The organism is Amycolatopsis saalfeldensis (genome assembly GCF_900110575.1).
Taxonomy (GTDB): Bacteria; Actinomycetota; Actinomycetes; order Mycobacteriales; family Pseudonocardiaceae; genus Amycolatopsis; species Amycolatopsis saalfeldensis.
Genome location: NZ_FOEF01000001.1, coordinates 635310 through 653147 on the forward strand (window position 1 = coordinate 635310; position 17838 = coordinate 653147).

The window sequence follows — 17838 nt, forward strand, 5'->3', positions numbered from 1 at the left end:
GGGACATCGAGCAAGATCTGTGCACCCTCTGTGGATTCCCCTGCCACTCACTGCGTGAATTACACCGGAGTGATTAACCCGTCAGAGGGAGTCAAGGCTCGGAAGGTATCGCATATGGGTCAGACGGTCACCCAGCGTCCGAGAGGCGATCCAAAGCGAGACGCGTCGGTTACCCTTCCGTGACAAATCTGCGCTTATGTCCCAAATCGGTTACCTCGGGCAACCTACTCGGCCCCCGGTGAATCCGCAGGTCAGGACGCGAAACGGCCCGCCGCCCCGAGGGGACGGCGGGCCGTGACGAGTGTGGTGACGGTCAGTCTTCCGGAACCCTCGGAGGGCCCTCGGGCTCGCCGGCGTGCGAAGCGCTGGGTGCCTCGCCCGCGGCCTGGCGCTTGCCCAGCAGCGAGTGCCTCCGGCTGTACGCGAAGTAGATCACCACGCCCACGACCATCCACACGATGAACCGCAGCCAGGTCAGCACGGTCAGGTTCAGCATCAGCCACAGGCAGGCCACGATCGCCAGCACTGGGATCACCGGCATCCACGGCACCCGGAACGCCCGCGGCAGGTCCGGGCGCGTGCGGCGCAGCACCATCACGCCCGCCGAAACCAGGATGAACGCGAACAGCGTGCCGACGTTGACCATCTCCTCCAGCTTGTCGGCCGGGAAGAACGTCGCCGCGAGGGCGACCAGGCCGCCGACCACCAGCGTCGCGCGCTTCGGGGTGCCGGTGCCGCCGGTCTTGGCCATGCCGCGCGGCATCAGGCCGTCACGCGACATCGCGAAGATGATCCGGACCTGGCCGAGCATCAGCACCATGACCACCGTGGTGAGGCCGGCCAGCGCGCCGAACGAGATGATGTTCGCGGCCCAGTCGACGCCGTTGGCGGAGAACGCCGTGGCGAGGGTCTTGTGGCTGCCGTCGCCCGCCGAGGTCGCCAAGTCCTTGTAGGACACCATTCCGACGACCACGAGCGACACCGCGACGTACAGGATCGTGACGATCGCCAGCGAGCCGAAGATGCCGCGTGGCACGGACTTCTGCGGGTTGCGCGTCTCCTCGGCGGTGGTGGCGACGATGTCGAAGCCGATGAACGCGAAGAACACCAGCGAGGCGCCGGCCAGCAGCCCGAACACGCCGAACGAACTGCTCGCGCCGCCCGCGATGAGCGAGAACAGCGACTGGTCGACGCCGGTCTCCGACGAGGCGGAGGCGCCCTGGCCGGGCGGGATGAACGGGGTGTAGTTCGCGCTCTTGATGTAGAAGATGCCGAGCACGATCACGAACAGCACCACGGCGACCTTGACGCCGGTGATCACCATCGAGAACCGCGAGGACAGCTTGGTCCCGATCACCAGCAGCGTGGTCAGCACGGCGACGAGGACGAACGCGCCCCAGTCGACGGTCACGCCGCCGAGGTCGAACGTCGTCTTGGCGCCTTGGCCGAAGAGGTAGCCGAGCACCGTCTCGAGGTAGACCGACCAGCCCTTGGCCACCGCGGCGGCGCCGACGGCGAGCTCCAGGATCAGGTCCCAGCCGATGATCCACGCCACGAACTCGCCGAACGTGGCGTAGGAGAACGTGTACGCGCTGCCCGCGACCGGAACCGTGGAGGCGAACTCGGCGTAACACAGCGCGGCGAGCGCGCAGGCGATCGCCGCGAACACGAACGCGAGCGACACCGACGGGCCCGCGTAGTCACCGGCCGTGCGCGCGGTGAGCGTGAAAATGCCCGCGCCGATGACCACCGCGACGCCGAACACGGTCAGGTCCCAGGCACTCAGGTTTCTTCGGAGCTTCGTGTCCGGCTCATCGGTGTCCGCCATGGACTGCTCGATGGACTTCGTGCGCCACAAACCCGTCCCGGGCAACGTGAACCTCCTGCGGTGACCTGCGTGAATCGGGGTGGATCACCCTATCGCGTCAAACCCGGCACGGCCTACCGGAGTCACCGTCATGCCGGGGTGCGATCGAGGTCCGGCTCCAGGTAGATCAGGGCGGCGACCGGCACCTTCGCGCGGACGCGGGCCTCGGCGTCGTCGATGGCCTCGGCGACCTGCGCGGTGTCGAGGCCGGGCACCAGCGCCAGCTTGGCGGCCACGAGCAGCTCGTCCGGGCCGAGGTACTGGGTGCGGATGTGGATGACCCGCTCGACCTTGCCCGCGGCCAGCTCGCCGACGATCGTCGCGAGGTCGGCGTCGGTGGCGCCCTCGCCGATCAGCAGGCTCTTCATCTCGACGATCAGGATCACCGCGATGATGCCGAGCAGCACGCCGATCATCACGGTGCCGAGGCCGTCCCACACCGGGTCGCCGGTCACGGTGGACAGCCCGACGCCCAGCAGCGCGAACACCAGGCCGATCAGCGCGCCGCTGTCCTCCAGCAGCACCACCGGCAGCTCGGGCTCCTTGGCCTGGCGGATGAACCGCCACCAGCCGGCGTTGCCCTTGATCTTCCTCGACTCGCCGACGGCGGTGTAGAAGCTGTAGCCCTCCAGGCAGATCGCCACCACGAGGATGATCACCGCGACGATCGGCGAGTCCAGCGGCTCCGGCTCGATGACCTTGTGGATGCCTTCGTACAGCGCGAACGCCGAGCCGAGCGTGAACAGCATCAGCGCGACGATGAACGAGTAGAAGTACCGCTCCCGCCCGAAGCCGAACGGGTGCTCGCGCGTGGCCCGCCGCTTGGAGGTCTTCTGCCCGAGCAGCAGGAGCCCCTGGTTCGACGTGTCGGCCAGCGAGTGCACCGACTCCGCCAGCATCGACGAGGACCCGGTCACCAGGAACCCGGCGAACTTGGCCACCGCGATCCCCGCATTGGCCGCGAGCGCCGCGACGATCGCCTTCGTACCGCCACCAGCTGACACTGTCTGCTCCCCTGCTTCCGCGGACGGGCATGCACTGCGTCGTATTACCCGAATTGCCCGATCGGAGCCTAGAGGATCAGCTGGGGATCCGAGGCCGCGGCTACTCCTCGCAGGTGCCTGCCGTAGCGCGGAACAACTGGGCCCGCACACCGTCCAGCGGGCGGATCTTGACGGCCGGGTCGGCGGCCGGGAGCCAGACCGACTGGCCGCGGCGCAGTTCGATCCGCTCGCCGTCGGCGGCGGTGACCAGGAGGTCGCCGGCGGTGCAGAGCAGGATCTGCGGGCCGGCGGAGTCGACCTCGATCTCCGTGGGGTCGTCGGCGGTCCACTCCATGCGCGAGAGTTCGAACTCCGGGGCGTCGGTGTGGTAGACGGCCATCCGGTCGTCCGCGCATTCGCCGGGCTGCACCGGCATCTCGCCGCACGCGAAGTCGACCACGCGCAGCAGCTCGGGCACGTCCACGTGCTTCGGGGTGAGGCCGCAGCGCAGGATGTTGTCCGAGTTGGCCAGGATCTCCACAGCGGTGCCGCTGAGGTACAGGTGCAGGTTGCCGGCCGGCAGGTAGATCGCCTCGCCCTCGCGCAGCGTCAGGCGGTTCAGCAGCAGCGCGGCGAGCACCCCGGCGTCACGCGGGTGCGCCTCGCCCAGCTCCAGGATCGTGCGGCACTCGGTCGCGAACTCGCCGTGCTCCTGGACGTGCCGCACGCACGCGTCGAGCACCTCCGGCAGCAGCCCGTCCAGCGACGGCTGCGGCAGCGTGATCCACGTGGTGAACAGCGCGCGCAGCCCGGACGGGTCCGGCTGCGCCTCGAGCAGGCCGGTGTACTTCGCGAGCCCCGGCGTCTCGATCGCCTTCAGCAGCTTCACGGTGCGGCCCGGGTCGCGGAATCCGGCCAGCGCGTGGAATTCCGTGAGCGCGCAGACCAGCTCCGGTTTCGCCGTCGGGTCCGGGTAGTTGCGGTTCGACGCGTCGCGCGGGATTCCCAGCCGCTCCTCGCGTGCGTGCCCCTCGGCGGCCTGCGCGGCCGAAGGGTGCGCTTGCATCGAAAGCGGCTCTTCCGCGGCCAGGATCTTCAGCAGGAACGGCAGCCGGCCGCCCCAGCGTTTCGCGCAGCGCTCGCCGAGCTGGCCGACCGGATCGGCGTCGACCAGCTCCAGCAGGCTCCGTTCCGTGCCGTCCGGGCCGATCACGTGGGACGGGTCGCCCGGGTGGGCGCCCATCCACAGCTCGGCTTCGGGGTGCGGCGCCGGCACCGGACGCCCCAGCAGCTCCGGGATCGCGGTCCGCGATCCCCAGGCGTACGGCCGTACGGCGTTGCGCAACAGCTCCACTGTCACCTCAACTCCCAATCCTTCCCGTCGGCCGAAGCCGACGTGGTGCGCCGCGGCACCCTCGCGCGCCGGCTCGTCGTTACGCCGTGGCCGGCTCGTAGCGTCCGGCACCACCGATGCTGCCCGCAGCGAGCCCGAGATAAACAGCAGAAAGTTCGAATCTGAGCGCGAGAACGGCCGCGCGGACGATCTCGTCCGCTTCGAACTCCTCCGCCGGCGCGATCACGTCCACGCCGGGCAGCAGTTCCTCGGCCTCGAACCGCGCCGCCTCGGCGGCCTGCCCGGTCCGCACCGAGAGCAGCAGCACCCGGGTCGCGGTGTCATCGGGTGAGTCGTCCGGATCGGCGAAAATGTCACGCTCTCCGCCGCCCGACTGCGCCCGGATGCGCAACGCCGGCCGCGCGAGCGCCTGCCGGTAGTCCTCGACGTCGCACACCATCGCCGCGTGGGCCGCGTACGCGTGCGCCGCGTGCTCCCCGACGGCGACCGCCACCGGGTCCAGCCCCCACAGCAGCGGCACCCGGTCGGCGACCCGCAACGCCAGCGCCTTGGCCGGGTTCGCGAACGAATCCCGGGCCAGGTAGTCCTTCTCGGCCTCGAGGTCCAGCTGGTCGGCCAGCACCTGGACGTCGGCGACCAGCAGCCCCAGCGCGTTCGCCGTGAGCAGCCCGGCCGCGAGCCCGCGCGGGAACGCCAGCTCCGGCGGCACCGGCACGCGCGGGGCGAGCACCAGGCCCTTGCCCGCGACGGCAGCGGCGACGGGGCCGTCCGGCGGCGCGGACAGCACCACCGAAGCGCCGAACCGGGCCGCCCGCTCCAGCGAGGCGGCCAGCTCGCGGTCACCCGCGTCGTCGGTGTGCGCGAAGACCACGTCGAGCGCGCCGATCCACGACGGCACGGCCTCGGCCACCACCACCGGCACCGGGCACGACGGCGCGAGCAGCGCCGCGAGCAGGCGGGTCAGCGTCCGGCTGACGCCCGGGCGGTCGATCAGCACCACCGAGCGCGGCCGTCCGACGTCGAGCCGGTCGCTCAGCCCGATCTCGGCCGCGGCCTCGGCGGCGGCCCGGACCTGCGCGCCCGCCATCGCGGCGGCACGCAGCAGCCCCGCGCTGTCGGCCTCGGCCAGCCGCGCGGGATCGTCGAGCAGGGAATCGTCAAGCACTGTCGGCATGGCTGTCATCCGGGTCTCCCGTGGCATCGCCCTGGCCGGGCGCCCCGTCGACTACGGCCTCGTCCAGCAGCAGCACGGGGATCCCGTCGCGGACCGGGTACACCCGGCCGCACTCGGTGCAGGTCAGCGCTTCGGCATCGGCGTCGGCCGGGGTGCCGGGCCGCAGGGGCGCGTGATCCGGCGACGGGCACGCGAGGATCTCCAGCAGCTGTGCGTCAAGCGTGATGGCCATGGTTCCTCCATACCACGCGTAGGTGGGTGGTAACGGGCGTTTCCCGGATACGGTTCGGCCAGGAAAGGACCCTCGGCACGGCCTCTTCAGGCCCGGACAATGGACAGCACGTCGTCGGTCAGCGCCTCGACCGCGGCGCGGTCGGCGGCCTCCACGTTCAGCCGCAGCAGCGGCTCGGTGTTGGACGGGCGCAGGTTGAACCACGCGCCGCCCGGCAGCTGCACGGTCAGCCCGTCCAGCTCGTCGATCTCGACGCCGGACTTGCCCGCGTACGCGTCCTTGACCGCGATCATCCGCGCGACCTGGTCGGTGACCGTCGAGTTGATCTCGCCGGACGCGGCGTAGCGGGAGAAGTCCTGGGTGAGCGCGGACAGCGGGCCGTCCTGCTCGCCCAGCGCCGCCAGCACGTGCAGCGCGGCCAGCATGCCGGTGTCGGCGCGCCAGAAGTCGCGGAAGTAGTAGTGCGCGGAGTGCTCGCCGCCGAAGATCGCGCCGGTGCGCGCCATCTCGGCCTTGATGAACGAGTGCCCCACCCGCGTGCGCACCGGCTTGCCGCCGTGCTCGGCGACGATCTCCGGCACGCCCTTCGAGGTGATCAGGTTGTGGATGACCGTGCCGCCCGGCTCCTTCACCAGCTCGCGCACGGCCACCAGCGCCGTGATCGCGCTGGGCGAAACCGGCTCGCCGCGCTCGTCGACCACGAAGCACCGGTCGGCGTCGCCGTCGAACGCCACGCCCGCGTCGGCGCCGACCTCGCGGACCTTCGCCTGCAGGTCGACGATGTTGGCCGGGTCGAGCGGGTTGGCCTCGTGGTTCGGGAAGGTGCCGTCGAGCTCGAAGTACATCGGGACGACCTCGATCGGCAGTCCGTCGAAGACCGTCGGCACGGTGTGCCCGCCCATGCCGTTGCCGGCGTCGACCACGATCTTCAACGGCCGCGAGCCGGACAGGTCCACGAGGTTGCGCAGGTAGGCGGCGTAGTCGTGGAGCACGTCCTGCTCGGTGACGGTGCCGCGCTTGCCCTCGAACGACGGCACGCCCTGCTCGACGGTGTCGCGGATCTCGGCCAGGCCAGTGTCCTGCCCGACCGGGGCGGCGCCGGCGCGGCACATCTTGATGCCGTTGTACTTGGCCGGGTTGTGGCTCGCGGTGAACATCGCGCCCGGCAGGTTGAGCGAGCCCGAAGCGAAGTACAGCTGGTCCGTGCTGGCCAGGCCGATCGAGACCACGTCGAGGCCCTGCGAGGTCACGCCGTCGGCGAACGCGGCGGACAGCTCCGGCGAGGAGTCGCGCATGTCGTGGCCGATCACCACGGCCGGCGCCTCGGGCTTGATGAGCAGGGCGAACGCGGCACCGAAGTCACGGACAAGGGCCGCGTCGAGCTGCTCGCCGACCACTCCGCGAATGTCGTAAGCCTTCACGATGCCCGAAAGATCTGGCACGCCGTCTCCCCGCCGATAGTGTCGTCCCGGCGCCGGACGCGCCGCGCGGAAAGCCTACCGGCGGGAGCCTGGTTCAGGCGCGCCCGGGGAGCACGCGGAGATGGCCGCGCCTGCCGGACGGGGCGTCGGGCTCCGGCGGGGGCGCCGGGCGGTCCGAGCGGCCGGCCTCGCGCACGGCCTCGGCCAGCGCCGTCAGCTCGTCGTTCGAGGGGTCGGGGGCGGCGAAGGCGCCCTCGTGGCGCACGACCTCCCAGCCCTTGGGCACGGTGAGCCGGAGTGCGTGGGCTTCACAGAGGTCGTACGAATGCGGTTCGGACGCGGTGGCGAGGGGGCCGACGACGGCGGTCGAATCGCTGTAGGCATACGTGAGCGTGGCGACAGCGGGCTCGGGGCAACCCGTTCGCGAACATTTCCGTACGCTCCGCACGATCGAGAACGATAGCGCGTCGTGGCAAGGGGGCACCGGCGACACGCGCGTGGGGCCGGCGACCGCATAGACTTACCCGGTGGCGACGGCTCGTGACTACCGACAGCGGCGGCGTCTGCGCAGGGACCGGCACGGCCGGGGCCTGCGCGGGACGCTCTATCCGGCGTCCCTGCCCGCTGCCGCGAGCCGGGCGGAGCGGTTCGACGCGCTGGTGCTCGACGCGCTCGAGCCGATCGAGGCCCGCTGGCGCCACGAGCTGACCACGCTGGACGTGGCGGTCGACGACGTCCCGGAGGTCAACGCGGACAGCCGCGCCCCGATCGACGGCGTCCTGCACGACGGCGCCGTGCCGCTGTCGCGCCTGGTCCCGGCCGGCGTCGACCGGGCCGGCCTGCCGACGCGCGCCCGGATCGTGCTCTACCGGCGCCCGCTCGAGGCCCGCGCGAAGGACCCCGGCGAGCTGGCCGACCTGGTGCACGACGTGCTCGTGGAACAGGTCGCGGGCTACCTGGGCGTCGAGCCGGACGTCATCGAAGGCGACTGACTTCAGGGGCGGCGACGCCGGGGCGGCACGGCCGTCAGCGCTGTGAAGAGCACCGCGGCGAGTTGCACGAGCAGCAGCAGACCGCGTTCGGTGCCCGGGAAAGTCACCGAAACCTCCGACGGCGACGGCGGGATCGAGACCGCCACCTGGTGGCCCCACGCGGGCACGATCGGCACCGCCTTGCCGTTCACCGTCGCCTGCCAGCCCGCCTCCTGCTCGGCGGCGAGGACCAGCAGCCGTCCGGTCGGCCCGTCGGAAGCGCGGACGCGGACGTCCGGCAGCCGGGCGTCCACCGGGGACACGCCGGGGGAAACGCCGGGTGCGCCGCCACCCGTGACCGCCTGCTTCGCCAGTTCCGGCGAGATCAGCTCGACCCCGCCGGACTTCGCCACGAGCTTGAGCACCGGGCGGCCGTCGGACATCGGGGCCGCGGTGGCCACAAGATCGCCGGCCATGGTCACGAACGGCCGTGAATCCGTGCCCTGCGGGAGAACCACGTACTGCACGCCGGACGCCGTGGCGGCGGCGAAGGCGCGCTTGACCGCGTTCGCGTCGCCCTGCCCGAGGTCGCGGCGCCAGCCGGCGAGCCGCTCCGGAGTGCCGGGGGCCGGCGCCAGTTCGTCGTCGCCGAACAGCGCGAGCCGGCCGCCGGTCTGACGCGGCGGCTCCCCCGGCCGGCTCAGGTCGAGCACCGCGCGTCCGGTCGCGGCGACGTCGGCCGCCACTTCCGGCGCGAGCTGTGCCCGCGGCTGCGCGGTCAACGGGCCTTCGTGCCCGGTCACGACGGCGCCCGTGCCGAGCGCGGCCAGCACCACCACGCCGGCGATCCCGGCCGCCTTCGGCAGCCACGGCGCGGGCATGCCGGAGGAGCCGCCGCGCTGCCAGGTGGCGAGCACCGCCCACAGCAGCCCGGCGCCGACCACGAGCAGCGGCACTCCGGTGTAGCCGGTCGCGGCCGCGCCGCCGTGCAGCGGCGTCACCGGGATCTGCCGCACGAGCACCACGCCGAGCACACCCAGCACGGCGAGCGCGAGCCCGCCGGCCACCCGCCGCGTCGGCCGGACCACCAGGGCGACGAGCGTCGCCGCCAGCACCACCACGCCGATCGGCCACGCGCCGGGCCCACCCGGGGTGAGCCCGGCCAGATCGGTGCCGGACGCGGGCGCGGCCGGCCCGCCGAGACCGTGCAGCAGCAGTTCGGGGTGTTTCAGCAGCACCGTCGGCCACGGCAGCAGCAGCACCAGCGGCAGGATCACCACGATGCCGACCGACGCCACGCGGCGCGCGAGCCCGGTCGGGGCCGGCAGCACGACAAAGCCGATCAGCAGCCCGGCCAGTGCCAGCGCGTGCGCGAGCGGCGAGAACGCGCCGAGCAGCGCGACGCCGAACGCGGACAACGCCGAGACGTGCAGCCACCGCGTGCCGGGACGCGTCAGCAGGCGCGTGATCCCGGCGACCACCAGCGGCAGCACGAGGTGGACCACCACCACGTCGAGCCGGCCCTGTGCGACCGACGCCGTGGCGGCCGGCAGCAGCGCGTACGTCGCCGCGACGACCGCGCGCACCCAGCGACGCACGGGAAGCCTGCGCGTGGCCGCGTACGCGCTCAGCCCGGCCAACGGGATGTCACCGATGAGCAGGATCGCCACCAGTGCGGCGGGGCCGCCGATCGGGGTGAAGATCGCGCCGATGGTGCCGAGCACCGGCAGCGTGGCCGGCGCCGGCGCGCCCGTGCCGCCCCCGATCGCGTGCCACGGCGAGAGGTAGGCCGACCAGATTTCGCCGAGCCCGCCGACCGGCAGCAGCCCGCCGCCGGACAGGTCGAGCCCGAGCCGTCCGGCGTTGACCGCCAGCGCGAGCGCGATCAGCACCACGGCGAGGACGAACGGCGGCGCGAACACCGTCGCGGCGAGCACGCGCCGGCGGTTCACCTCCACGAAGACCAGTTCCGGCTCGGCTGGAGCCGGGTCCGGGCGCGGCACCGGCGACGGCCGGCCGGCGTCTTCGGTCTCCGTCGGCTCGGCGCTCGCACTGTCCTCTGTGTCCGGTGCCTCGTCACGCGTCGGCGCCTCCGGCAACGCGACGGCGACCACCGAGCCGGGCCGGCGCAGCCCGGAGCCGCGGACGCTCAACCCCCGCAAGGCCCCGGCGGGCAGCGCGTCGGGCCCGACCGGACGGCCGGCGGACGCGGCGAGCGCCTCCGGCGGGATCCACGCCGAGTCCTGCTGGACGCCCTCGGGGACCGTGCCGAGCGCCAGGTCGCTCTCCACGCCCTTGCGCACGAGGCCGACCACCCCGGCGCGCACGGCGTTGCGCAGCCGGGTGAACCGTCCGGTGAAAAGCCCACGGACCGTGCCGGGGCGCGGGATCTCCCGCCGCCAGGCCCGCGCGGCTCGCAGTTTTCCTCGGCCACGGCAGAGATATCCCAGCGCCGACAGCTCCGCTCGGGCCTCGGTGGTCCGGCGCAGCAGGAAGAAGACGAGCGCGCGCAACACCAGCAGCACCGGCAGCCGGACCAGCCCGAACCAGAACGAAAGCGGCGAGCAGTTCACCAGGAACACCCGCAGCCCGTGGGCGCGGTTCAGCGCGGCGAGCGACGAGGACACCGCGTCGGGCGAGCGCTGTCCCGTCGTGAGGGCGCGCGCGTGCCGCAGCCGCGCGGCGGGCACGGACAGCACGAGCGACCCGGCCGCGTTCGCACGCCAGCCGAAGTCGAGATCCTCGCGCAGCAAACCGAACTCCTCGTCGAAGCCGCCGAGGTCCTCCCAGAGTTCCCGCCGTACCAACGATCCCGCGCTGGGGACGGCGAGCACCTCGCTCGGCCCGCCGTCGGCCGCGGCCATCTGCTGGCGGTGCCCGGAGGCGTCGGTGGACAGCCCGGCCTCGACGACGAGGCGCGGGTCGGCCCAGTCGAGCCCGAGCGGGCCGAGCACCTTCGCCGACGGCGTGACCTCCGCCGCGTGCAGCAGCTGTTCCAGGCAGTCGGGCTCCGGCGCGCAGTCGTCGTGCAGGATCCACAGCCACGCGCCGGGGTCGCCCCAGCGCTCGACGGCGTGCTCGACCGCCGCCGCGATCGCCGCAGCGAAGCCGGTTTCACTCGATAGAGTGACGACGCCGGACAGCACCGGCGGTGCGTCGGAGCCCGTCGCCACGCCGTGGGGGTCGGCCGCCTCGGCCAGCAGCCGGGCCGTCCGGTCGGTCGACCCGGTGTCGACCGCGAGCACGTGCCGCGGCCGGATCGTGCTGCGGCGCAAGGAAGAAAGCGCCAGTGGCAGCCATTCTTCGCCGTCGTGACAGACCACAATGGCCAGAACGGGCAGCGTCCGCACGGCGGACGGAGCGACGGTGCGGGTCAACAACCACTCCTGGACAGGCGGCGGACGGGTGCGGCCACCCTACGGCCTCACCCCGTCGCGCGGCGTCGAACCCACGCCGTTCAGCGGGGCTTACTTCTTGACCGGTTACACCAAGGTCTTGCGCTCCCACAGGGTTTTTCGGGAGCCGTCGGTTTCGCTCCCGCCACCCGGCGGCCGGAGGAACGGGCAGGCCGGCACCCCATCGCGTGGCATTTTGCTTAAAAGTGTCACTCTTGCCTGGTCAAAGCGCTACTCTCGGCCCATGTCCACTCGCGCGCTCCCCCTGTACGTCACGGGTTTCGCCCTGCTGGTCGCCGGCTGTTCGGGCGGGGGCATCCCTTCGGCGGCGCCGACGTCCTCGGCTGCCACCCCGCCCGCGGCCACGACCTCCGCCGCGCTGCCTTCCACGAGCACGCAGGCCACCTCGTCGACGAAGAAGCCGGCCGCCGGCGCGGTCGAGCGCTACGAGACTTTCCTGCACGCGGTGGGCAACCAAGATGTCACCACGGCCTGCGAAATCGCCGGGCCCGCCGCCAAGAAGGCGGAGGACGAGGGCATCGGGCCGTGCGAAACGACGTTTCCGATGACCTTCGCGATGATCAGCCCGGCGCAGCGGAAAGCCCTGCAGAGCGCCACCGTGGACCGGGCCCGGATCACCGAGACCTCGACGAAGGTCGACATCCCGGCCAAGGCGGTCAAGGCCGCCGTCAAGTTCACCGACAGCGACCTCGGCGACGCCGTCCTGGAGCTACGCAACGGAACCTGGTACGTCACCGACTGAGCGCCCACCCCGAAACCCCGCCCAGCCACCAATCCCCAACCACGAACCGCACCCGGCCGCACCCGAGAACGGCAGCCAACCACCCCGGGGGTCCGGGGGCGTGCCCCCGGGCGGGGTCTGGGGGTTGCACCCCCAGAAGACACGGCCGACGAGATGGTTCGCGCTTTCCGCGAACACACCTCACCCGCGAAGCCGGCCCGTCACACGATGCGTTTCTTCAGCTTTCGCCGCTCTCGCTCGGACAGGCCGCCCCAGATGCCGAAGCGCTCGTCATGCGCGAGTGCGTACTCGAGGCACTCGTCCTTGACCTCGCAGCCCAGGCAGATCCGTTTGGCTTCACGGGTGGAGCCGCCCTTCTCGGGGAAGAACGCCTCCGGGTCCGTCTGCGCGCACAGGGCGCGCTCCTGCCAGTCCTGCTCCTCTTCACCGGCATCGAAGAGGTCGGTGAGATCCCCCAGCTGCTGCTCCGGGTTCTCTCCCCAACCCACGACGTGCCCCCACTCCTTGTTATCCGCTTCCAACCGCACGTCCGCCTCCTCGCTCCTACGCACTCCCCAGGCTGGCGGTGGTGAAACGACACCCGCTGTCCCCTCTCGACAACGAATGACATCACTGTGATTACACCCGTGTAGTGCGATCAGGTCAAGCGGAGTAGCGAGTTCGGGGGATACCTCTCGCCCGCTGCGCAAGGGGACACGCCGGAGACTTCACACCGGGCATACGGAAGACTGGTGGGGTGCAGAGATCAGCAGTACGCCCGAGCCCGGTCTTCTTCGGCATCCTCGCAGTGTCCGTCGTGGGAGGCTTCCTGGCCGCCTACGGCGATTCCGCGTCCCTGACCGGGAGCAAGGACCCGATGTTCATCGCCGGGGTGGTGCTGCTGGTGGCGGGGGGCTGGATCGCCTCGCTGACGCTGCACGAGTTCGGCCACGCCATCGTGGCCTACCGCGGCGGCGACGGCAGCATCCCCGACAAGGGCTACCTCACGCTGGACGTCCGCCGGTACACCGACCCGGTGCTGTCGATCGTGCTGCCGCTGGTCTTCCTGCTGATCGGCGGCATCCCGCTGCCGGGCGGCGCGGTGTGGATCAACCGTGGCGCGCTGCGCACCCGGGCCACCTCGATGTGGGTCTCGCTGGCCGGCCCGCTGAGCAACCTCGGCGCCGGCGCCGCGCTCTGCCTGGTGATCGCGCTGGTGCCGATGGCCCAGGGCCTCTTCTACGGGCTGTCCTACCTCGCGCTGCTGCAGGTGATGACCTTCCTGATCAACATCCTGCCGATCCCCGGCCTGGACGGCTGGGGCGCGCTGGAGCCGTACCTCTCGCCGCAGGCGCGGGAGTTCGGCGCGCGGGTGCGGCCGTGGGCGCCGCTGGTGCTGTTCGCGCTGCTGTTCGCCTTCCAGGCGGTGTCGAACCTGCTGTGGGACGTGGCCCGCGCGATCTTCGGCGCGCTCGGCGGCAGCGACCTCGCCGGGGTGATCGGGCAGGCCGCCTTCCTGTTCTGGCGCAACTGACCGGGACTTACGAGTCCGCCCAGCGCGAGTTGGCCATGAGCCACACGTGTGCGCGCTTCCACACCTTCTTGAGGCCGTGGCGCTCACCGAAGTAGTCGCCCGCGGCGCCGACGACCGGCAAGAGCCCGAGCGCACGGTGGTAGAGGCGGCCCCGCGGCCGTTTCTCCAGTTCCCCGGTGATGCCCCAGAGCGAGCGCCCGAGCCGCCAGAGCGTGCCGGCGACGGCCTTCACTGTCACCCGTCCGTGTGCACGTTTGGAGTCCGTCAGCTCCTCGGTGAGCTTGGCCGCCTCACTGTCCTCTGCGGACTCGTCGTGCGCGGCGTGCTTGCCGTCGGCCAGCGCCGGGTCGATGTCGCGCTCGAAGAGCGCCGCGGCGATCAGGCGGACGCGGCTGCCGACGTCGGTCACGCCGTACTCGCCCGCGATCGCGCACAGCAGCAGCCCCTGCGACGCGGCGCCGAGCGTGTCCTGCACCGGGAGCCGGTCCGCGAGCGCGCCGCCGAGGCCCGGGATCGAGGTGAGCAGCGCGGTGAACCGGCCGACGCGGTTGACCCACCAGCCGGCGCGCTGGTCGATGTCCATCCCCGCCCACGCCGCGGTGCCGGGCACCTTCACCGCCGTCAGCGTGTCGAGCACCTTTTTCTTGAAGCCTTCGTCGCCGAACTCCTCGTTGTGCGCGGCGCCGCGGGCACGCGCCTGGAGGCCGAACGGGTCGGATTCGCGCAGCGCGTCGAGCATCGGCGCCGAAGCCCGGACGAACGGGCGCAGCACGGCGACGACCTGGCTGTCGGAGATCGACTCAGCCACGGGTCATGGCCTTGCCTGCGGCGGCGCGGCCGAGCCCGCCGCCGAGCACCAGCGCCGCCGGCAGCGCGCTGGCGCCGAGCAGCAGCAGCGCGCGCCAGTCCTGCACCAGCACCAGGTCGCCGCCGGGGCCGAACAGCCCGACGCCCAGCACCGTGACCACCCAGACCAGCAGCGGCACCCAGGACAGGCCCGGCCGCACGAGCTTGCCGGCGGTCAGCACCAGCCACGGCGTCGTGACCGCGCCGACGAGCACGGTCAGCGGCAGCGGCACCACGTCGAGCGGGCCGACCCGCAGCGGGAGGAAGAACAGCTCGAGCACGCCCAGCACCAGCGCGTCGAGGCAGAGCAGGACCAGCATCAGGCGCGGGCCCGCCGGTAGCGGAGTCGTCATGTCACAGGCCGCCGAACAGGTCGGTCGCGGCACCCGCGGCGTCCCCGTGCGCGAGCACGAAGTACTCGGCGCCCGGGATCGGCTGGGCGATGTCGTTGGTCAGCGCGAAGTGGACCACATCGCCGTCGACGACCGTCAGCTGCGTCTCGTGGGCGCGCAGGGCCGCCAGCTTCGCCGGGAGGTGGGCCGAGATGTCGAGCACGGTGCTGACCTTCTCATCCGGCGTGCCGGGAAGCTCATCCCCCGCCGGTACCCGGAAGGGTGACGAGCCGTGCGCACGCAGCTCCGCCAGCCCCGCGTCGACCGCCTCGCGCGAAGGGACCACATGGAAGACGCGCTCGACCGGCTCCGCACCGGGCGCCGCCGCCATCGTGACGTCGTGGGCCCGGATGTGGTCGGGGTGGCCGTACCCGCCGAAGTCGTCGTAGGTGACCACGACCTGCGGCCGCAGCTCGTCGATGAGCGCGCGCAGCTGCGCGGCCTGCTCGTCGATGAGCCCGCCGGCGAACGCGCGCGGGTGGCCGGCGGCGGGCGTGCCCGCCATGCCGGAGTCGCGCCAGCGGCCGATGCCGCCGAGGTACTCGTGCCGGGCCACGCCGAGCGCGGCGCACGCGGCGGCCAGCTCACCCGACCGGTACCCGCCGAGCTGGTCGGCGGCGCCGGCCGCCAGCCCGGCCAGCCGCGGCGGGACGATCTCACCCTCCTCGCCGAGGGTGCAGGTGACCAGGAAGACCTCGGCGCCCTCCGCGGCGTAGCGCGCCATCGCGCCCCCGGTGGTGATGCTCTCGTCATCGGGGTGGGCATGGACCAGCAGCAACTTTCGGCTCACACCGATCAGGTTAATTCCTTGTCACTTCTGGTTCCGTCACGGCTGTGTGACTACTCCTTTCGCAGGGTCCACAAAAGGGAAGGCGTCCGTTATTGTCCCCCGGGCGAATGACTCACCCGAGCAGTGGACGGGTCACTACGTTCATCCGTTTAGACACACGATCAACTACACGCAGTAGTCGATCAACGGCAGAAACCGTGGTAGAGCTAGGCAAGACGAGATTGCTGTTCCATCACAATCTCACTGAGAGTGTCCGGATCGATAGTTTTGACTGCTGTCCACTGCCTAGGTTGCACGACTACGGTGAGCAAACTCGATTACATCGAAGCTTGCGGTCAGGAAGAGGTCGCCTCGCAAACCCGCGACGGCGTCGAGCAAGGAGAATCAATGTTAGTGACGACAAGGTCGCGCGCCGTGAAGCTAGGTGCGTTCGTCGCGGGCGCGGCCCTTCTGCTCTCCGCCTGTGGCGGCGGCGGTGGTAACAGCGCAGTGCAGACCGGGCAGGCATTCGCCGACTGCGACGCGAACCCGAACACCTGCAACTCGGCGCAGGCCGACCAGCTGCAGGACGGCGGCGACGTCACGTACGTCCTCGAGAAGAACGTCCCGAACTGGAACGTCGTCTCGGCCGAGGGCAACGTCTTCGAGACCGGCGAGGTCACCAAGGGCATCCTGCCTTACACCTTCTACGCGACGCCGGACCTCAAGCCGGTGCTGAACAAGGACTTCGTCGAGTCCGCGGACGTCACCAGCACCAACCCGCAGGTGATCACCTACAAGATCAACCCGAAGGCGGTCTGGTCGGACGGCACGCCGTTCTCCGCCGACGACTTCATCTACAACTGGAAGACCCAGAACGGCAAGGACTGCAAGGACTGCGCCGCGGCCAGCACCTCGGGCTACGACCAGGTCTCCTCGGTCGTCGGCTCCGACGGCGGCAAGACGGTCACCGCGACCTTCTCCAAGCCGTTCACCGACTGGCGCCAGCTGTGGAGCTCCTCGGGCGCGATGTACCCGGCGCACCTGGCCGCCCAGCACGGTGACACCACCACCCCGGCCGGCCTCGCCGCGTCGTTCAAGTGGTTCGGCACCACCGTCCCGACCTGGTCGGGCGGCCCGTGGAAGATCTCGAAGTTCGTGAACAACCAGTCGGTCACGATGGTCCCGAACGACAAGTTCTGGGGCACGAAGCCGAAGCTGGCCAGCGTGATCTTCCGCGTCATCACCGACGCGACGCAGGAGCCGACCGCGCTGCAGAACAACGAGGTCCAGGCCATCTACCCGCAGCCGCAGGTCGACCTGGTCAACCAGGTCAAGAACATGCCGAACATCTCCTCCTACATCGGCCTCGGCCTGCAGTGGGAGCACTTCGACCTCAACCTGAAGAGCAAGGCGCTGGGCGACAAGGCGCTGCGGCAGGCCCTGTTCACCGCGGTCAACCGCAAGGACATGATCGCCAAGACCGTCGGCCAGTTCACCGACAAGGTCCAGCCGCTGAACAACCACAACTTCATGCCGCAGCAGGCCGGGTACAAGGACGTCATCTCCTCGACCGGCCAGGGCACGGGTGACATCGAGAAGGCCAAGAAGATCCTGACCGACGCCGGTTACAAGATCAACGGCACGCAGCTGATGGACCCGTCCGGCGCCGCTATCGCGCCGCTGCGGATCCGCTACACCGTCGGCAACCAGATCCGCCAGAACGAGTGCGAGCTGTTCGCGCAGGCGGCGGCCCAGCTCGGCGTCAAGGTCAACGTCTCCTCGACCGACGACCTCGGCACCACCACGACGACCGGTGACTACGACATCATCGTCTTCGCGTGGGTCTCCTCGCCGTTCGTGTTCGGCGGCGCGGTGCAGAACTGGACCACCGACCAGGGCAACAACTACGGCAAGTACAGCAACCCGCAGGTCGACAGCCTGATCGGCCAGGCCAACGCCGAGACCGACCAGACCAAGGCCTCGGACCTGCTGAACCAGGCCGACCAGCTGATGGCGAACGACGCGTACGTGCTGCCGCTCTACCAGAAGCCGACCTTCCTGGCGGCCTCGGACAAGATCGCGAACCTGCGGAACAACTCCACTCTGGACGGCCCCGTCTACAACATGGCGGAGTGGGGCATCCGCAAGTGATCAC

The 17838-nt window shown here is 71.1% G+C and carries 16 protein-coding genes; 4 read left to right on the plus strand and 12 right to left on the minus strand.

Annotated features, from left to right (window positions below):
• Positions 1 to 313 precede the first annotated feature (313 nt).
• From BMY97_RS02905 to BMY97_RS02935, 7 genes are all read right to left on the minus strand, one after another.
• Positions 314 to 1873: an amino acid permease gene (locus BMY97_RS02905; RefSeq protein ID WP_091611971.1), complete on the minus strand. Its 1560-nt coding sequence runs from the start codon at positions 1871 to 1873 to the stop codon at positions 314 to 316.
• 83 nt (positions 1874 to 1956) lie between these two features.
• Positions 1957 to 2871, minus strand: coding sequence for a cation diffusion facilitator family transporter (locus BMY97_RS02910; protein ID WP_091611976.1), 915 nt, complete (start codon positions 2869 to 2871; stop codon positions 1957 to 1959).
• Positions 2872 to 2971: 100 nt separating this feature from the next.
• The gene (gene manA, locus BMY97_RS02915) at positions 2972 to 4204 is read right to left on the minus strand and encodes a mannose-6-phosphate isomerase, class I (protein ID WP_091611979.1); all 1233 of its coding nucleotides are present in this window, start codon (positions 4202 to 4204) and stop codon (positions 2972 to 2974) included.
• A 79-nt stretch (positions 4205 to 4283) separates the two neighbouring features.
• Complete coding sequence (locus BMY97_RS02920) at positions 4284 to 5378, minus strand: hypothetical protein (protein ID WP_177231140.1); 1095 nt, start codon at positions 5376 to 5378, stop codon at positions 4284 to 4286.
• Positions 5362 to 5610, minus strand: coding sequence for a Trm112 family protein (locus BMY97_RS02925; RefSeq protein ID WP_091611985.1), 249 nt, complete (start codon positions 5608 to 5610; stop codon positions 5362 to 5364). The genes BMY97_RS02920 and BMY97_RS02925 overlap by 17 nt, the downstream gene beginning before the upstream one ends.
• Before the next feature lie 86 nt (positions 5611 to 5696).
• Positions 5697 to 7052 carry a phosphomannomutase/phosphoglucomutase gene (locus BMY97_RS02930; protein WP_091611988.1) on the minus strand — a complete coding sequence of 452 codons (1356 nt, stop codon included), beginning with the start codon at positions 7050 to 7052 and terminating at the stop codon, positions 5697 to 5699.
• 73 nt (positions 7053 to 7125) lie between these two features.
• Positions 7126 to 7479, minus strand: a complete 354-nt coding sequence (locus BMY97_RS02935) for a DUF3499 domain-containing protein (protein WP_091611991.1) — start codon at positions 7477 to 7479, stop codon at positions 7126 to 7128.
• Positions 7480 to 7558: 79 nt separating this feature from the next.
• Between BMY97_RS02935 and BMY97_RS02940 the strand changes: the two genes are divergently transcribed.
• The gene (locus tag BMY97_RS02940; RefSeq protein ID WP_091611994.1) at positions 7559 to 8023 is read left to right on the plus strand and encodes a metallopeptidase family protein; all 465 of its coding nucleotides are present in this window, start codon (positions 7559 to 7561) and stop codon (positions 8021 to 8023) included.
• A gap of 2 nt (positions 8024 to 8025) precedes the next feature.
• Here BMY97_RS02940 and BMY97_RS02945 read toward each other — a convergent pair whose 3' ends face one another.
• Entirely contained in the window at positions 8026 to 11379 is a 3354-nt protein-coding gene (locus BMY97_RS02945) for a glycosyltransferase family 2 protein (protein ID WP_091611997.1), read from the minus strand.
• A 262-nt stretch (positions 11380 to 11641) separates the two neighbouring features.
• On the opposite strand from BMY97_RS02945, the gene BMY97_RS02950 reads away from it, so the two are divergent.
• A complete protein-coding gene (locus BMY97_RS02950; protein ID WP_091612000.1) occupies positions 11642 to 12160 on the plus strand; it encodes a hypothetical protein in 519 nt (172 codons plus the stop codon).
• A 200-nt stretch (positions 12161 to 12360) separates the two neighbouring features.
• On the opposite strand, the gene BMY97_RS02955 is transcribed toward BMY97_RS02950, so the two are convergent.
• The gene (locus tag BMY97_RS02955) at positions 12361 to 12618 is read right to left on the minus strand and encodes a WhiB family transcriptional regulator (protein ID WP_177231178.1); all 258 of its coding nucleotides are present in this window, start codon (positions 12616 to 12618) and stop codon (positions 12361 to 12363) included.
• Between the two features lie 278 nt (positions 12619 to 12896).
• Between BMY97_RS02955 and BMY97_RS02960 the strand changes: the two genes are divergently transcribed.
• Positions 12897 to 13673, plus strand: coding sequence for a site-2 protease family protein (locus BMY97_RS02960; protein WP_091612005.1), 777 nt, complete (start codon positions 12897 to 12899; stop codon positions 13671 to 13673).
• Between the two features lie 7 nt (positions 13674 to 13680).
• Here the strand turns inward: BMY97_RS02960 and BMY97_RS02965 are convergent, their stop codons facing one another.
• The 3 genes from BMY97_RS02965 to mshB are packed head-to-tail and all read right to left on the minus strand — an operon-like array spanning position 13681 to position 15710.
• Positions 13681 to 14481 (minus strand): hypothetical protein, encoded by an 801-nt coding sequence (locus tag BMY97_RS02965; RefSeq protein ID WP_091612008.1) that lies wholly within the window; start codon positions 14479 to 14481, stop codon positions 13681 to 13683.
• On the minus strand, positions 14474 to 14872 hold the full coding sequence (locus BMY97_RS02970; protein WP_091612012.1) for a hypothetical protein: 399 nt from the start codon (positions 14870 to 14872) through the stop codon (positions 14474 to 14476). The genes BMY97_RS02965 and BMY97_RS02970 overlap by 8 nt, the downstream gene beginning before the upstream one ends.
• 1 nt (position 14873) lies before the next feature.
• Positions 14874 to 15710 carry an N-acetyl-1-D-myo-inositol-2-amino-2-deoxy-alpha-D-glucopyranoside deacetylase gene (gene mshB / locus BMY97_RS02975; RefSeq protein WP_177231179.1) on the minus strand — a complete coding sequence of 279 codons (837 nt, stop codon included), beginning with the start codon at positions 15708 to 15710 and terminating at the stop codon, positions 14874 to 14876.
• Between the two features lie 378 nt (positions 15711 to 16088).
• On the opposite strand from mshB, the gene BMY97_RS02980 reads away from it, so the two are divergent.
• On the plus strand, positions 16089 to 17834 hold the full coding sequence (locus BMY97_RS02980) for an ABC transporter family substrate-binding protein (RefSeq protein WP_091612015.1): 1746 nt from the start codon (positions 16089 to 16091) through the stop codon (positions 17832 to 17834).
• Positions 17835 to 17838 lie beyond the last annotated feature (4 nt).